The sequence below is a fragment of the Saccharopolyspora erythraea NRRL 2338 genome (assembly GCF_000062885.1).
GTDB lineage: Bacteria > Actinomycetota > Actinomycetes > Mycobacteriales > Pseudonocardiaceae > Saccharopolyspora_D > Saccharopolyspora_D erythraea.
In genome coordinates this window covers 1,993,893-2,009,528 of record NC_009142.1, presented here as the reverse complement: position 1 = coordinate 2,009,528, position 15,636 = coordinate 1,993,893, and the positions used below count along the sequence as shown (strand labels likewise).

The 15,636-nt window shown below is 71.9% G+C and carries 12 protein-coding genes; 4 read left to right on the top strand and 8 right to left on the bottom strand.

Annotated features, from left to right (window positions below; translation table 11 throughout):
• Positions 1 to 392: 392 nt before the first annotated feature.
• Together SACE_RS08955 and SACE_RS08950 are read left to right on the top strand one after the other, a co-directional pair.
• Positions 393 to 1,640 (top strand): thiolase family protein, encoded by a 1,248-nt coding sequence (locus SACE_RS08955; RefSeq protein WP_011873477.1) that lies wholly within the window; start codon positions 393 to 395, stop codon positions 1,638 to 1,640.
• A complete protein-coding gene (locus SACE_RS08950; RefSeq protein WP_009947304.1) occupies positions 1,637 to 3,736 on the top strand; it encodes a 3-hydroxyacyl-CoA dehydrogenase NAD-binding domain-containing protein in 2,100 nt (699 codons plus the stop codon). The genes SACE_RS08955 and SACE_RS08950 overlap by 4 nt, the downstream gene beginning before the upstream one ends.
• A gap of 185 nt (positions 3,737 to 3,921) precedes the next feature.
• Here SACE_RS08950 and SACE_RS08945 read toward each other — a convergent pair whose 3' ends face one another.
• A complete protein-coding gene (locus SACE_RS08945; protein ID WP_011873476.1) occupies positions 3,922 to 5,475 on the bottom strand; it encodes a multicopper oxidase family protein in 1,554 nt (517 codons plus the stop codon).
• Positions 5,472 to 5,867, bottom strand: coding sequence for a hypothetical protein (locus SACE_RS08940; protein ID WP_009947307.1), 396 nt, complete (start codon positions 5,865 to 5,867; stop codon positions 5,472 to 5,474). The genes SACE_RS08945 and SACE_RS08940 overlap by 4 nt, the downstream gene beginning before the upstream one ends.
• 118 nt (positions 5,868 to 5,985) lie before the next feature.
• Between SACE_RS08940 and SACE_RS08935 the strand changes: the two genes are divergently transcribed.
• Positions 5,986 to 6,909: a LysR family transcriptional regulator gene (locus SACE_RS08935; protein WP_009947308.1), complete on the top strand. Its 924-nt coding sequence runs from the start codon at positions 5,986 to 5,988 to the stop codon at positions 6,907 to 6,909.
• A 31-nt stretch (positions 6,910 to 6,940) separates the two neighbouring features.
• Entirely contained in the window at positions 6,941 to 7,522 is a 582-nt protein-coding gene (locus SACE_RS08930) for a Uma2 family endonuclease (RefSeq protein ID WP_173401305.1), read from the top strand.
• Between the two features lie 7 nt (positions 7,523 to 7,529).
• On the opposite strand, the gene SACE_RS08925 is transcribed toward SACE_RS08930, so the two are convergent.
• From SACE_RS08925 to SACE_RS08900, 6 genes are all read right to left on the bottom strand, one after another.
• On the bottom strand, positions 7,530 to 8,660 hold the full coding sequence (locus SACE_RS08925; protein ID WP_009947311.1) for a sensor histidine kinase: 1,131 nt from the start codon (positions 8,658 to 8,660) through the stop codon (positions 7,530 to 7,532).
• A gap of 25 nt (positions 8,661 to 8,685) precedes the next feature.
• Entirely contained in the window at positions 8,686 to 9,357 is a 672-nt protein-coding gene (locus SACE_RS08920) for a response regulator transcription factor (protein WP_029621685.1), read from the bottom strand.
• Between the two features lie 49 nt (positions 9,358 to 9,406).
• A complete protein-coding gene (locus SACE_RS08915) occupies positions 9,407 to 9,895 on the bottom strand; it encodes a DUF6790 family protein (RefSeq protein WP_231849954.1) in 489 nt (162 codons plus the stop codon).
• Positions 9,896 to 10,129: 234 nt separating this feature from the next.
• Positions 10,130 to 12,058 (bottom strand): 1-deoxy-D-xylulose-5-phosphate synthase, encoded by a 1,929-nt coding sequence (gene dxs / locus SACE_RS08910; RefSeq protein ID WP_009947314.1) that lies wholly within the window; start codon positions 12,056 to 12,058, stop codon positions 10,130 to 10,132.
• 256 nt (positions 12,059 to 12,314) lie between these two features.
• A complete protein-coding gene (locus tag SACE_RS08905; RefSeq protein WP_009947316.1) occupies positions 12,315 to 13,547 on the bottom strand; it encodes a class I SAM-dependent RNA methyltransferase in 1,233 nt (410 codons plus the stop codon).
• Positions 13,544 to 15,544, bottom strand: coding sequence for an APC family permease (locus SACE_RS08900; protein WP_009947318.1), 2,001 nt, complete (start codon positions 15,542 to 15,544; stop codon positions 13,544 to 13,546). The genes SACE_RS08905 and SACE_RS08900 overlap by 4 nt, the downstream gene beginning before the upstream one ends.
• Positions 15,545 to 15,636 lie beyond the last annotated feature (92 nt).

Genomic DNA, 15,636 nt, shown 5'->3' with positions numbered 1-15,636 from the left:
CCAACGCACCGCCACACCGACACAAGGCCCGCCCGACACGCGGCTTGCCCGACACATCGGCGCAAGTCCGACATCACCAAACCCACACGCCGACGCCGGCCCGGCCCAACACACCGACACCGGCCCCGCCCCACACACCGACATCGGCCCAGCCCAACACACCGACACCGCCCCATCCGCCCACGCCCCGCATCCGCGCTGGCGCGCGGATGGCGCCCCGGGGCCACTCAACGCCCCACCGGGGCGTTGAGGATGTGAGGCACCCGACACGGCGAGGCGTGTGGTTACCGGTGGGTAATAAGCGCTAGAGTGCCGTTACCGGCTGGTAGCGGGCCCGCTCCCGCCACAACACCGCCGAGGCACAATCCACCACACCAAGTGAGGAGCACGCCGTGGCCGCACCTGCGTCGGCAGCCGCCGACACGCGCAGCGCAGCACGTGCTGTTCGGGACGTGGTCTTCGTCGACGGCGTTCGCACGCCGTTCGGCAAGGCCGGCTCGAAGGGCCTGTACGCCGAGACCCGCGCCGACGACATGGTCGTCAAGGTCATCCGGGAACTGCTGCGGCGTCATCCCGAACTCCCGCCCGAGCGCATCGACGAGGTCGCCATCGCCGCGACCACCCAGACCGGCGACCAGGGCCTGACCATCGGCCGCAGCGCCGCGCTGCTGGCTGGGCTGCCCAAGTCGGTCCCCGGCTTCGCCATCGACCGGATGTGCGCGGGCGCCATGACCGCCGTGACCACCGTCTCCAGCGGCATCGCCTTCGGCGCCTACGACGTCGCGATCGCCGGCGGCGTCGAGCACATGGGCAGGCACCCGATGGGCGAGGGCGCCGACCCGAACCCGCGCTACGTCGCCGACAAGATCGTCGACCCCTCCGCGCTGGTCATGGGCTCGACCGCGGAGAACGTGCACGACCGCTACCCGAGCCTGACCAAGGACCGCACCGACGCCTACGCCGCGCTCAGCCAGCTGCGCTACGAGGAGGCGGCGCGCGCGGGCAAGATCTCCCCGGACCTGGTGCCGGTGTCGACCCGCTCGGCCGAGAACGGCTGGGGCCTGGCCACCGCCGACGAGCCGCCGCGCCCGGGCACCACGGTCGAGGCCCTCTCGGGCCTCAAGACCCCGTTCCGCCCGCACGGCCGGGTCACCCCGGGCAACGCCGCGGGCCTCAACGACGGCGCGACCGGCTGCCTGATCGCCGACGCCGACACCGTCCGCGAGCTGGGCCTGCCGGTCGGCATGAAGCTCGTCGGCTACGCCTTCGCCGGCGTCGAGCCGGAGGTCATGGGCGTCGGTCCGGTGCCGGCCACCGAGAAGGCCCTGCAGAAGGCCGGGCTGAGCATCGACGACATCGGCCTGTTCGAGATCAACGAGGCCTTCGCCGTGCAGGTGCTTGCCTTCCTGGAGCACTTCGGCATCGCCGACGACGACGCGCGGGTCAACCCGTGGGGCGGCGCCATCGCCTGCGGTCACCCGCTGGCCTCCTCCGGCGTGCGGCTGATGACCCAGCTCTCGCGGCACTTCGCCGAGCACCCCGAGGTCCGCTACGGCATCACCACGATGTGCATCGGCTTCGGCATGGGCGGCACGGTCATCTGGGAGAACCCCAACTACACCGAGGGAGGCGCGCGGTGAGCGACGACTTCGCATCCCTGTTCCCGGACGAAGTGGTGACCAAGGCGTTCACCCGGCTCCTGGACGTACCGGGCCTGTCCGGCAAGCTGGCCCTGGTAACCATCGACAACGGCCACGACCACACCCGGCCGTCGACCTTCGGCCCCGGCGGACTGTCCTGCCTGGACGCCGCGCTCGACGAGGCCTTCGCCGCCGAGCCGGCCGCCATCGCGGTCACCGGCAAGCCGTTCGTGTTCGCCGTCGGCGCCGACCTCTCCGGTGTCAAGCAGATCGCCGAGCGCAAGCACGCCCACCAGGTCGCCAAGACCGGCCACGACGTGTTCCGCAGGCTGACCGAGTCCGAGATCCCGACCTTCGCGTTCGTCAACGGCGCGGCGCTGGGCGGTGGCCTGGAGCTGGCGCTGTCCTGCCGGTACCGCACGGTCTCGGAGGGCGCGGGCGCCATCGCGTTCCCGGAGTGCTTCCTCGGGCTGTTCCCGGGCTGGGGCGGCACCCAGCTGCTGCCCAACCTCATCGGCGCGGACGCCGCGGTGACCGTGATCATCGAGAACGCGCTGAACCAGAACAAGATGCTCAACCCGAAGAAGGCCACGGGGCTCGGCATCTTCGACGTGCAGCTCGAGGCCGCGGACTTCCTGGAGGAGTCGCTGCGCTGGGCGGTGCGGGTCGTCAACGGCGAGGAGACCGTGCAGCGGCCGGAGATCGACCGCGGCCAGGCGTGGGACGACGCGGTCAACCGCGCCAGGGGCATCGTCGAGGCCCGCACCCACGGCGCCTCCCCCGCCGTGACCAAGGCCGTCGAGCTGATCGACCTCGCCCGCAACGACGACCTCGACGCCGGCTACGCCGCCGAGACCGAGGCGCTGGCCGACGCGCTGATGTCGGACGAGCTGCGTTCGGGCCTGTACTCCTTCGACCTCACCCAGAAGCGCGCCAAGCGCCCGGCGGGTGCGCCGGACAAGTCGCTGGCGCGCGAGGTCAAGAAGGTCGGCGTCGTCGGCGCCGGTCTGATGGCCGGGCAGCTGGCGCTGCTGTTCGTGCGCAGGCTGAAGGTGCCGGTGGTCATCACCGACATCGACCAGGCGCGCATCGACAAGGGCGTGGGCTACATCCACGGCGAGATCGACAAGCTGGCGGGCAAGGGCCGCATCTCGGGCGACGAGGTCAACCGGCTCAAGGCGCTGGTCACCGGCTCGCTGGACAAGGGCGCCTTCTCCGACGCCGACTTCGTGATCGAGGCCGTCTTCGAGGAGATGTCGGTCAAGCAGAAGGTGTTCGCCGAGCTGGAGCAGCACGTCTCCCCCGAGGCGATCTTGGCCACCAACACCTCGTCGCTGTCGATCACCGAGATGGCCTCGCAGCTGCGCAACCCCGAGCGGGTCGTGGGCTTCCACTTCTTCAACCCGGTCGCGGTGCTGCCGCTGCTGGAGATCGTGCGCGGTGAGAAGACCGACGACGGCGCGCTGGCCACGGCGTTCTCGGTCGGCAAGCAGCTGAAGAAGTCGTGCGTGCTGGTCAAGGACGCCCCGGCGTTCGTGGTCAACCGGCTGCTCACCCGGTTCATGGGCGAGGTCATCGCCGCGGTCGACGAGGGCACCCCGTTCGAGGTGGCCGACCGCGCGCTGACCCCGCTCGGCCTGCCGATGAGCCCGCTGGTGCTGCTGCAGCTGGTCGGCCCGGCGGTCGCCCAGCACGTCAACCACACCATGCACCGGGCCTACCCGGACCGGTTCGGCGTCAGCGACAACCTGCAGCGGTTCGTCGACGCCGGCAAGACCGCGGTGTGGCAGTGGGACGAGCAGGGCAACCAGAAGGTCGACCCCGAGGTCGCCGAGCTGTGGCAGCAGGGCGACAACCCCTCCACCGAGGAGCAGGTGCGCGAGCGGGCGCTCAAGGCGCTGGCCGAGGAGGCCCGCATCATGCTCGACGAGGGCGTGGTCGCCGAGGCGCAGGACCTCGACCTGTGCATGATCCTGGGCGCGGGCTGGCCGTTCTGGCTGGGCGGCATCACCCCGTACCTCGACCGCGCCGGCGTGTCGGAGCAGGTCAACGGCAAGCGGTTCCTCGAACCGGGTGTGGCGAGCGTGCCCGCCTGAGCGAGCTGAGCACGGAGGAGGGCCGGGACGTCGCCGACGTCTTGGCCCTCCTTCGTGCTGTCACACCGTCTTCGTCGGCGCCGCGACGGCTCAGCCATGACCACGATTCCTCGACGTCACAGCGGCCGTCCTCGTGCCACGGCGTTTCCGCGCGCACGAACGGAACCGTGCCTCCGCGCGCGTGCTCACACCGTCTCGAAGGTCGCCATCATGCCCATGTCCTCGTGCTCGGCGTTGTGGCAGTGGAAGACGTAGCGACCGCGATAGCCGTCGAAGCGCGTGATCACCTCCACCGCCTCGCCCGGCCCGAGGTCCACGGTGTCCTTGAGCCCGCCGTCCAGCGGCCCGGGTGGGCGACCGCCGCGGGAGAGCACCTGGAAGTTCACCAGGTGCAGGTGGACGGGGTGGTGCAGGTCGGTCACGAACCGCCAGATCTCGACGTCGCCGAGGCGCGGCCTGGCCGCCGCGTGCCCGATCTCGAACGCCCGGCCGCCGATCAGCCATCCGTGCCTGTTGCCGATCCGGCCGCTGGTGAAGGCGAAATCCCTCGTCACCACCGCCTGCCCGCGGGCGAGCTGCTCCACTTCGGACAGCCGTGGCGGGATGGCGGTGTCGTCGCGCTCCGCGCGCGCCACCCGGAAGCGCATCACGTCGCGGGTCGAGCCGGCACCCAGCAGGTTGACCACGGTCACCTCGGTGCCCACCGGGTAGGCGCCGAAGTCCACGACCACGTCGTAGCGCTCGGCGGGGGCCAGCGTGATGGTGCGGTGTTCGCGGGGCGCCACCAGCAGCCCGCCATCGGAACCGATTTGCACGAAGGCCGCTCCCGCCGGCGGCGGTGGGTCCAGGGCGAGTTCGTAGCGGCGGGCGTTGGAGGCGTTGAGCACGCGCAGCCGGTGCCGGGTCGCCGACACCTCGTGCACCGGCCACGGCGCGCCGTTGACCAGGACGACGTCGCCCAGCACTCCGGCGGCGTAGGCCTCGGTGACGCCCGGCACGCGGGTCAGCGATCGGTCGAGGGAGGGGTAGCTGAACGTGCCGTCGGCCGCGAAGGAGCGGTCGGTGATCACCAGCGGCAGTTCGCGGTCGCCTCGCGGCAGCGGGAGGGCGTCCTCCTCGTCGTCGCGGACGATGTGCAGGCCCGCGAGCCCGCGGTAGACGGCCGGGCCGGTGAAGTCCATCCGGTGGTCGTGGTACCAGAGCAACGCGGCGCGCTGCTCCAGCGGGAAGGTGTAGTCGCGGCTGCCCTGCGTGATGACCGCGTCGGGGTCGTGCATGCCGTGGTGGCCAGCGCGCCAGCCCCGTGCCGGCAGCACCAGATCCGTCGGGTAGCCGTCGGACTCCGGTGGGGTGCGGCCACCGTGCAGGTGGACCACGGTCGGCACCGGCAGGTCGTTGCGGTGGCGGACGACGGTGGTGCGCCGCCGCCTCGACTCGATCGTGGGCCCGGGGAAAGTGCCTTCGTAGCCCCAGATCGGGGTCCGGACACCGGGCAGGATCTCCGCTTCGGCCTGCCTGGCCGTGATCTCGTAGCGGTCGGCGTCGGCGTCCCGCACCACGGGTTCGAGCACGCGCGGGATGCTCAGCGGCACCTGGAACGGCGCGGGCAACCGCAGACCGCTGCGCACCAGCGTGCCGGCGGAGGTGGGCGGGGTCAGCAGCTGCGGATAACCGAGACCGGCGGCCAGCACCACTCCGGCGCCGCCCGCGAGACCGAGGAACCGGCGGCGGTGCATCATCGGGCCACCTCCGGCCGCCACAGCACGAACAGCGAGACGATGGTCAGCGCGACCAGGGCGACACCGAGCGGGATGTGCAGTTCGAGATCTCCGGAGAGCCCCGCGGAGTACTGGCCGGTCTCGCCGAGCACGATGAGCAGCGCGACCGCGCTCGGCCAGCGCACCCCGCGCCGCCACCACAGCACCATCGCCGCGACGAGCTGCACCAGCGCCAGGTAGAACACGACGTCGGCTCCGGTGGCGTGCAGGCGCAGCATGTCGTAGTCGCCGCTGAGGAACACGCCCGCGAACACGGGCTGGCCGAAGATGGCCACGGCGTGCGCCGTGGCGACGAGGCGGAGCGCCAGCAGCGCTTTCGAGGCGACCGGTCCGGCCGATGTGGACACTTCCATCGCAGCTCTTCCCGGTGTTGGTGGAGATTTCGTCCCACCGCGAAGCTAGAACCGTTTTCCGATGTCTTCCAAGACCAATTCTGAGATGTGTTCATGCCTTGCCGGGTATGTTCGGCGGATGGATCTGCTTCCACTGCGCTACTTCCGGGTCGTCGCGCGCCACGAGCACATCAGCCGGGCGGCGACCGAGCTGCGTGTTTCCCAGCCGTCGCTGAGCCGCACCATCGCGCGGCTGGAGACCGAACTCGGCGTCCCGCTGTTCGACCGACGAGGACGCCACGTGCGGCTGAACCGCTTCGGGGCCACGTTGCTGCGCCGGGTCGAACGCGCCCTCGACGAACTCGAGCAGGGACGGCGCGAGCTCGCCGACGCCGCCGGCCTGGCGCACGGGAGCGTCGCGGTCGCGACGGAGACGCTGCTGACCCTCGTCGAGCCGCTGACCGGCTTCCGCAACGACCATCCCGGTGTCGACGTGCGGCTGCACCAGTCGTCGGTCGACGGGCTGCTGGAGCGGCTCCGGCGCGGCGAGGTCGACCTGTGCCTGATGTCGCAGCCCGTGGACGACCCGGCGCTGGAGTCCGCCGAGGTCCTGCACGAGGAGGTACTGCTGGCCACGCCGCTCGGCCACCGCCTCGCCACCCGCGAACGCATCGGCATGGGGGACCTCGACGGGGAACCGTTCATCACCACCCGGCCCGGCTACTGGCAGCGGGTCCTGACCGACCGGCTCTTCGCCGCCGCCGGCTCGCGGCCGACCATCGTGTGCGAGGCCGACGAGCCGGGCGCGACGGCGTACCTGATCAGCTCCGGTCTCGGCGTCGGCCTGCTGCCGGCGACGGCGCGCCGGTTCGCACCCCACGCCCCGCTCGCCTGGCTGCACCTCGACGCGCCCGACTGCCACCGCACCCTGACGTTCGTCTGGCGCCGCGATGCCTACGTCTCGCTGGCGGCCCAGGAGTTCCGGGCGCACGTCACAGCCACGGTGCGCCGTGCGGCGGCGGGGGACGAACAGGCAGAACAGCGGCCCGCGGTGCTGCCATGATGGTTGGCGAGGCGAGATGAGGTGATCCCACGTGACCGCGCTCCTCCCGCACGAACTCGGTCCGTTCACGATCGCTCATTGGCATGCGCTACCCGCTCGGGAAGACGGTTCGCGCCTGGAGCTGATCGAAGGGTACTGGCTGGTTACCCCACCACCGAGCGGTCAACATCAGTGGGCTGAGGGCGAGATGGTCTTCGCTCTCAAGAGCGCCATCCGCCAAGCCGGGAGAACGGACCTGTTCGCCGTGGCGGGCGTCGGCGTGGAGATCAGCACCACCTACCGCACCGCTCTGGTGCCGGACTTCGTCGTCCTCAACACCCGACCGCTCGCCAACTCGTTCCAGGCGAGCGAGGTCGTCCTCGCGGGCGAGATCTGGTCGCCAGGCAACAGCGGCCGTGAGCGCAAGGACAAGTTCGCCGCCTACGAGCAGGCCGGTGTGCCGTTCTTCTGGAGCATCGCGCAGGATCTCGGCGGGCCGACCGAACTCGCCGCCTACCGGCTCGAAGACGGTCGCTACGTCTGCGAGGCAACCGCCGAGGCCGGGCAGGGCCGGTTCGGCATCGCCGCGTGCCCGGTCGCGGTCGAGCTGGACATCACGGCGCTGCGCCCCTGAGCCGTCCTCAGGGCGCGACGGGCAGCTCGACGGTCACCGCCAGGCCGCCTCCGGCGACCGGCTCCGCCGCGACGCGGCCGCCGTGCGCGGCCGCCGCCGCACGCACGATCGACAGGCCGAGCCCCGCGCCGGTGCGGGCGGTGCGCTGCACGCCCGCGCGCCGGAACGGCTCGAACAGCGCCTCCACCTGGTCGGCGCCGATCTCCTCCCCCGACGACGCCACCCGCAGCGACGCCCAGCGCGGCCCGCTGCCGACGTTCACCAGCACCCAGCCCCCGTCGACGTTGTGCCGCACGGCGTTCTCCAGCAGGTTGCCCGCGACGCGCTCCAGCAGCGCGGGGTCTCCGACGGCGAACGCGGGCTCGTCGCAGCAGTCGATGCGGATGCCGCGCTGGGCCGCCTCCACCGAGACCGCGCGCAGCGCGCGGCCGACGACCTCGGTGAGGTCGACCGGCTCCCGGACCGCCAGCTCCACGCCCTCGGTGCGGGCCAGCAGCAGCAGCGCCTCCACCAGCCGCTCGGCCCGCGCGGTGGCCTCCCGGACCACGTCGGCCATCCGGCGCAGCTCCTGCTCGTCGGCGTCGGGATCCGACAGGGTCACCTCCAGCTCGGTGCGGACCACCGACAGCGGTGTCCGCAGCTCGTGGCTGGCGTTGGCCACGAACCGGCGCTGGGAGTCGAACGCCGCCTGCAGGCGGTCGAGCATCGCGTCGAAGGTGTCGGCCAGCTCGGCGACCTCGTCGCGCGGGCCGGACAGCTCGATCCGCTCGTCCAGCGACTCCGCCGACAACCGCCGGGCCGAGTCGGTGACGTCGTGCAGCGGCCGCAGCACCCGGCCGGTCACCGTCCACGCCAGCACCGCCGCCGCCAGGACCACCGCCACGAAAGCCCCGCCACCGATCAGCAGCACCTGCTCCCGCGCCGACTGGCGCAGCGCCTCACCGAGCAGGCTCGCCGGGACGTCGACGCCGTGCACCCGCACCACGCTGCCGTCGGGCAGCCGGGGCACCGCCGCCACCACGTTGCCGACCAGCAGCCAGCCCAGCCACAGCAGCAGCGCGCTGACCCCCGCGACCAGGGCGGTGGCCAGCAGCGTGATCCGGAGCCGAAGACCCGGACCACGTCGAGCGATCGGCACCGGACGCGGGCCGCGGGCCGCCACCTCAGCCCCGGCCCGCAGTGGGAACCCGGTAGCCCGAGCCGACGACGGTGTCGATCACACCCGGCTCCCCCAGCTTCTTGCGCAACGTCATCATCGTGACCCGGACCGTCGTGGTGAACGGGTCGGCGTTCTCGTCCCAGACCCGCTCCAGCAGCTCCTCGGAGCTGACCACCGCGCCGCCCGCGCCGAGCAGCACCTCCAGCACGCCGAACTCCTTGCGCGTCAGCTCGATCTCACCGCCGGAGCGCGAGACGGTGCGGCGGGCCGGGTCCAGCGCCAGGTCGCGGGCGGTCAGCAGCGGCGGGACCGCCGGGGTGGCACGCCTGCCCAGCGCCCGCACCCGCGCCGTCAGCTCGGCGAACGCGAAGGGCTTGGCCAGGTAGTCGTCGGCTCCCAGCGACAGCCCCTCCACCCGGTCGGCGACCGTCCCGCTGGCGGTGAGCATGATGACCCGGGTCAGCTGCCCGGAGGTCACCACCGACCGGCACAGCTCGTCGCCCGACATCCCGGGCAGGTCGCGGTCGAGCACGATCACGTCGTAGCGGGTGATCGACGCCTTCTCCTGCCCGCTCTCACCGTCGTAGGCGATGTCGACGGCCATTCCCTCCCTGCGCAGCCCCCTGGCGATGGCGTCCGCCAGCGGCTGCTCGTCTTCCACGACCAGGATCCGCACCTGTTCACCCTGCCACAAGGCACGGATCACCGAGCTGGTTTCCCCGCGTCTACACCCTCGCCGGTGCCGCGCTGCGCCTGCTCGCCGCGGCGTAGCCGCCGAGACCGAGCAAGGCGAGTGCGATGACGGTCTCGATCACCAGGAAAAGGCCCGCGTTGTTCGGTGCGGTGTTGTCGTGCGCGACCAGCTCGTGGGTGTGCACGATCGCGTCCCCGCCGAGCCAGATCCCGCTGACGAGACCGGCTACGGGACGCACGTCGGGGTTCCAGAAGCCCACCAGGGCCAGCACCGCGAACGCCAGGTTCGCCACGGCCACCTCGTACTGGAACGGGTTGCCCGCGGGGAATCCGATGCCCTGCGCGGTCTCGGCGGCGAAGGCGGTGTGGGCGAACGCGCCGAGCAGCCCGGCCAGACCGACCGCGCTCAGCAGCAGCCAGCCCAGCAGCAGATCGGGCACGGACACGCTTCGGTCGTGGCGGCGGCGCAGCGCGTACTGCACTCCGAAACCGACGAGCGCGACGACCAACCAGAACAGCATGTACATCGGGCTCCCCCTCCGCCCGGCGCCGCAGCCCCTGCCGCGCGGCCGGTGCCCGCCCACCGAGGAGGCGGGCACGTGACAGCTCCCCACTACCCGCACGCCGAGATCGATACGCGGTCGTCGGGGGACGACCATCGCGGCTCACCTCGGCGACGGCCCCCACCCCCCGAACGCGAGTGGCCCCCCACCACGCGGGTGGGAGGCCACTGCTGCTGCGTGCGTGCCGTGCCGTCAGGCTCCGGTCGCGGTCTCGCCGCGACCGTTGCCCACCACGACCGGGGTCAGCCTGCCCGCGACCCACTCGGTGATGCGGCGCGCGATGTCCTGCTCGGTCAGGCCGAGGTCGGAGAGCACCTCGTCGCGGGAGGCGTGCTGCAGGAACCGGTTGGGCACCGCCAGGTCGCGCAGCGGCACGTCGATCTCCTGATCGCGCATGGCGGCCGCCAGCGACCATCCGAAGCCGCCGTGGCGCCCGCAGTCCTCCAGCGTGACCACCAGGCTGTGCCGGGCCGCGAGGTCCAGCACCGCCTGCGGCACCGGCACGACCCAGCGCGGGTCGACCACGGTGACGCCGATGCCCTGCGCGGCCAGCCGCTCGGCGACGGCCACGCCGAGCTGGCCGAAGGCGCCGACGGCGGCCAGCAGCACCTCGGAGCGCTCGTCCGAGGCGGGCTTGCTCAGCACGTCCACGCCGCCGATCCGCTCGACGGCGGGCACCTCCTCGATCACCGAGCCCTTCGGGAACCGCATCACCGTCGGACCGTCGTCGACGGCCACGGCCTCGCGCAGCTCCTCGCGCAGCGTCACCGCGTCGCGCGGCGCGGCGACCTGGATGCCCGGGATCGCGCCCAGGATCGACAGGTCCCACATGCCGTTGTGGCTGGCACCGTCGTCGCCGGTGATGCCGGAGCGGTCCAGGGTCACCGTGACCGGCTGCCGGTGCAGGGCGACGTCCATCAGCAGCTGGTCGAACGCCCGGTTGAGGAAGGTCGAGTACACCGCGAACACCGGGTGCAGACCGCCCATGGCCATGCCCGCGGCCGAGGTCATGGCGTGCTGCTCGGCGATGCCGACGTCGTAGCAGCGCTCCGGGTAGGCGGCGGCGAACTTGTCCAGCCCGGTCGGGCCGAGCATCGCCGCGGTGATCGCCACCACGTCCTCGCGCTCGGCACCGATGCGCACCAGCTCGTCGGAGTAGACGTCGGTCCAGATCTTGGGGGCGGGCTTGGTGGGGATGCCGGTCTCCGGGTCGATGACCTTGACCTGGTGCATCTGCTCGGCGACGTCGTTCTCGGCGGGCGCGAAGCCGTTGCCCTTGCGGGTCACCGCGTGCACGATCACCGGGCCGCCGAAGGCCTTGGCCATCGACAGCGCCTGCTCCATGGAGCGCAGGTCGTGGCCGTCGACCGGGCCGAGGTACTTGATGCCGAGGTCGGAGAACATGACCTGCGGGCTCAGGGCGTCCTTGATGCCGGACTTGGCCGCGTGCAGCCCGGTGTAGAGGGAACGGCCCACCACCGGCAGGTTCTGCAGCGTGCGGCGCCCGCTCTCCAGCGCCCGCTCGTAGCCCGGCTTGAGCCGCAGCCCCGCCAGGTGCTCGGCGAGGCCGCCGATGGTCGGGGCGTAGGAGCGGCCGTTGTCGTTGACGACGATGACCACGGGGCGGTCCGGGTCGGCCGCGATGTTGTTCAGCGCCTCCCAGCACATGCCGCCGGTGAGCGCGCCGTCGCCGACGACCGCCACCACGTGCCGCTGCTCGCTGCCGAGCTGGAACGCCCGCGCCAGGCCGTCGGCGTAGGACAGCGCGGTGGAGGCGTGGCTGTTCTCCACCAGGTCGTGCTCGCTCTCGGCGCGCGACGGGTAGCCGGAGATGCCGTCGCGCTTGCGGAGCCGGTCGAACCCGGACTGCCTGCCGGTGACGATCTTGTGCACGTACGCCTGGTGGCCGGTGTCGAACACCACGGCGTCGCGCGGTGAGTCGAACACCCGGTGCACGGCGAGGGTGAGCTCGATGGCACCCAGGTTCGGCCCCAGATGACCGCCGGTTCGCGACACCTTCTCGATCAGGAAGGAGCGGATCTCAGCGGCCAGCTTCGCCAGCTCACCGTGCTCCAGGCGTTTGACGTCGGCCGGGCTTTGCACGGACTCCAGCAGCGTCACCGCTTCACCTCGCTTGTCTCGCCGGGGGCTCTCGACCGGACTGCGGTTCCGCCCAGTCTACGGAGGGACGCCGGGCCCAACCTGAACGGTTCGGTCCGGAACCGGAAATCACATCGGCCCGTAGGGCACGCGCGTCTTTGACCAGGCACTACCCGACCGGGTGTGTCCCCGGGCACCGCGGGGGCCCGCGCGCGGCGGTGCCCGTTTCGCCACGATGGATGACGATGGTGCGCTGCCTGCGCCTGCTGTCCGGCCGTCACGGCTGGTCGACCCGCTCCAGCAGGGCGATGCACTCGACGTGGTGGGTCATCGGGAAGGCGTCGAACGCCTCGATCTCGACCAGCCGGTAACCGCCTTCGACGAACAGCCCGACGTCGCGGGCCAGCGCCGCCGGATCGCACGCGACGTGCACGATCCGCGACGGGCGGTGCGCGCAGACGGCCTCGGCCACCTCGCGCCCGGCACCCTTGCGCGGCGGGTCGAGCACGACGACGTCCGGCGAGGGCAGCCCCTCGTCGCGCACGACGTCCTCGGCGGTGCCCGCCCGGAACTCCACCTGCGGCAGGTCGCGGAGGTTGCTCACGGCGTCCTCCACCGCGCGCCGCGACGACTCCACCAGCAGCACCGAACCGGTCGGCCCGACCTGCTCGGCCAGTCCCGCCGCGAACAGGCCCACGCCGCCGTAGAGGTCCCACGCCACGCCGCCCTCCGGCGCCGCCGCCATGCGCGAGACGACCGCGGCGAAGGTGTCGGCGGCGGCCACGTGCACCTGCCAGAAGCCTTGTGCGGCCAGCTCCCACGTCCGGCCCGCCGCTTCTTCGTGCGCGACGCCGCTGCCGCGCACCTGCCGGGACACGCGCCTGCCGCCGCGGCGCCGGTCGTGCGCGGTGACGTGCACCTGGTCCGCGGAGTCCGCGGCGACCTCCACCTCCGAGCCCGGTCGCCACCGGCGGGAGGTGACGTCCTGGATCGCCTCGGCGACCGTGATCGGGCAGTCCTCGGCCGGCACCACGCGGTGGCTGCGGTGCGCGCGGAAACCCGCCCGGCCGCCGCGGTCCACCGCCACCCGCGCCCGGGTACGCCAGCGCAGCAGGCCGCCGGGCAGTTCCCGGACCCGCACCGGCAGGTCGATCCCGGCGATCCGCTTCAGCTGCTCGGTGACGACCGCCGACTTCAGCTCGCGCTGCGTCTCGCCCGAGGCGTGCTGCCAGTCGCAGCCGCCGCAGCGGTCGCGGCCGCGCGCCATGTCGGCCAGCGGGCACGGCGGAGCGACCCGCCCCGGCGCCGCGGTGCGGACCTCGACGGCGTCGGCGCGGCAGAAGCCGCCACCGCCGTCCTCGGTCACCTCGGCGACCACGACCTCGCCGGGCAGCGCGTGGCGGACGAACACCACCCGGCCCTCGTACCTGGCCACGCAGTGCCCGCCGTGGGCGACCGGGCCCACCTCGACCTCCAGCAGGCGTCCGGTCCAGTCCGGTTTGCCGTTCACCGGCGATCGTTCCCCTTCACGTCTTCCAAGCCCCGGCGCACCGCGCCCGGGACGGTGGTGGGCCGGTGGCTCACCCGCTGCGACGACTCGAGCTGCCACGGCACGCTGGTCACCATCACGCCCGGCTGGAACAGCAGCCTGCTCTTGAGGCGCAGGGCGCTCTGGTTGTGCAGGAGCTGCTCCCACCAGTGCCCGACCACGTACTCGGGGATGAACACGGTGACCACGTCGCGCGGGCTGTCCCGGCGGATGCGCTTGACGTAGCCCAGCAGCGGCCGGGTGATCTCCCGGTACGGCGACTCCAGCACCTTCAGCGGCAGCGGCAGGTCCTCGGCGTCCCACTTGGCCACCAGCGCGCGGGTGTCCTCGTCGTCGACGTTGACCGTCACGCCCTCCAGCACGTCCGGGCGCGTCGCCCTGGCGTAGGCGATGGCCCGCATCGTCGGCAGGTGCAGCTTGGAGACCAGGATGATCGCGTGGTTGCGCGACGGCAGGACCGCGTCGACCTCCTGCTCCTGCAGCTCCTCGGCCACCCGGTCGTAGTGCTTGCGGATCGCGGTCATGAGCACGTAGATCGCCGCCATGGCCGCGATCGCGATCCACGCGCCCTTGGTGAACTTCGTGATCAGCACGATCACCAGCACGCTGGCGGTCATGAACAGACCGAACGAGTTGATCATCTGCGAGCGCCGCATCCGGCGCCGCTGCACCGGGTCGGTCTCGGTGCGCAGCAGGCGGTTCCAGTGCCGGATCATGCCGCTCTGGCTGAGAACGAACGAGACGAACACCCCGACGATGTAGAGCTGGATCAACCGGGTGACCTCGGCGTCGAAGGCCAGCACCAGGATGATCGCGCTGACGGCGAGGAACAGGATGCCGTTGGAGAAGGCCAGCCGGTCGCCCCGGGTGTGCAGCTGGCGCGGCAGGAACCGGTCCTGCGCCAGGATCGAGCCCAGCACCGGGAATCCGTTGAACGCGGTGTTGGCCGCGAGCACCAGGATCAACCCGGTGAAGAACATCACGTAGTACACCGCGGGCGGGAACCCGCTGAAGACCGCGTTCGCCAACTGCGCGACCAGCGTCTTTTGCTCGTAGCCGGGGGGCGCGCCGATGAGCTGGTGGGCCGGATCCTCGGCCACGACGGCACCCGTCATGCCCGCGAGCACGATCAGCCCCATGAACATCGCGATCGCGAGAGCGCCCATCAATGCCAGCGTCGTGGCGGCGTTGCGCGACTTCGGTTTGCGGAACGCGGGCACACCGTTGCTGATGGCCTCGACACCGGTGAGCGCGGCGCTGCCGGAGGAGAACGCCCGCAGGATCAGGAAGGCGAAGGCGACCCCGGCCATCTGGGTCTCCTGCACCAGGTGGAAGTCGGCGCTCTCGGCCCGCATCTCCTGACCGAGAACCAGACCCCGGAAGAGGCCGACGGCGACCATGCCGAGCACGCCGAGCACGAAGGCGTATGTGGGAATCGCGAACAGCGAACCCGACTCCTTGACCCCGCGCAGGTTCATCGCCGTCAGCAGCACGATGGCCCCCACGGCGAACAGCACCTTGTGGGTCGCCACGAACGGGATGACCGAGCCGATGTTGGCCGCCGCCGAGGAGATCGACACCGCCACGGTGAGGATGTAGTCCACCAGCAGCGCGCTGGCCACGACCAGCCCCCACCGCCTGCCGTGGTTGACGGTGGCCACCTCGTAGTCGCCACCGCCCGAGGGGTAGGCGCGCACGTTCTGCCGGTACGACGCGACCACCGTGATCATCACGACCGCGACCACGATGCCGATCCACGGGCTGAACGCGTAGGCCGAGATGCCCGCGACCGACAGCACCAGCAGGATCTCCTCCGGCGCGTACGCGACGCTGGACATCGGATCCGAGGCGAACACCGGAAGCGCGATCCGCTTGGGCAGCAGCGTGTGCGCCAGGCGGTCACTGCGGAACGGCCGGCCGACGATCAGGCGCTTGGCCGCGATTGCGAGCTTGGACACGGCCAAGAGCGTAGGCGCAACCACTTCCCATGTGGTGAGCGCGGCGGGCACAGGGGTGCCCACGTCACATCCGGGCTCGAGCAGCCCCCTCC

Coding starts and splice junctions, on each gene's coding strand:
- SACE_RS08940 (WP_009947307.1), bottom strand. CDS start 5,867: ATGGAAGTGTCCACATCGGCCGGACCGGTCGCCTCGAAAGCGCTGCTG.
- SACE_RS08935 (WP_009947308.1), top strand. CDS start 5,986: ATGGATCTGCTTCCACTGCGCTACTTCCGGGTCGTCGCGCGCCACGAG.
- SACE_RS08945 (WP_011873476.1), bottom strand. CDS start 5,475: ATGATGCACCGCCGCCGGTTCCTCGGTCTCGCGGGCGGCGCCGGAGTG.
- SACE_RS08915 (WP_231849954.1), bottom strand. CDS start 9,895: ATGCTGTTCTGGTTGGTCGTCGCGCTCGTCGGTTTCGGAGTGCAGTAC.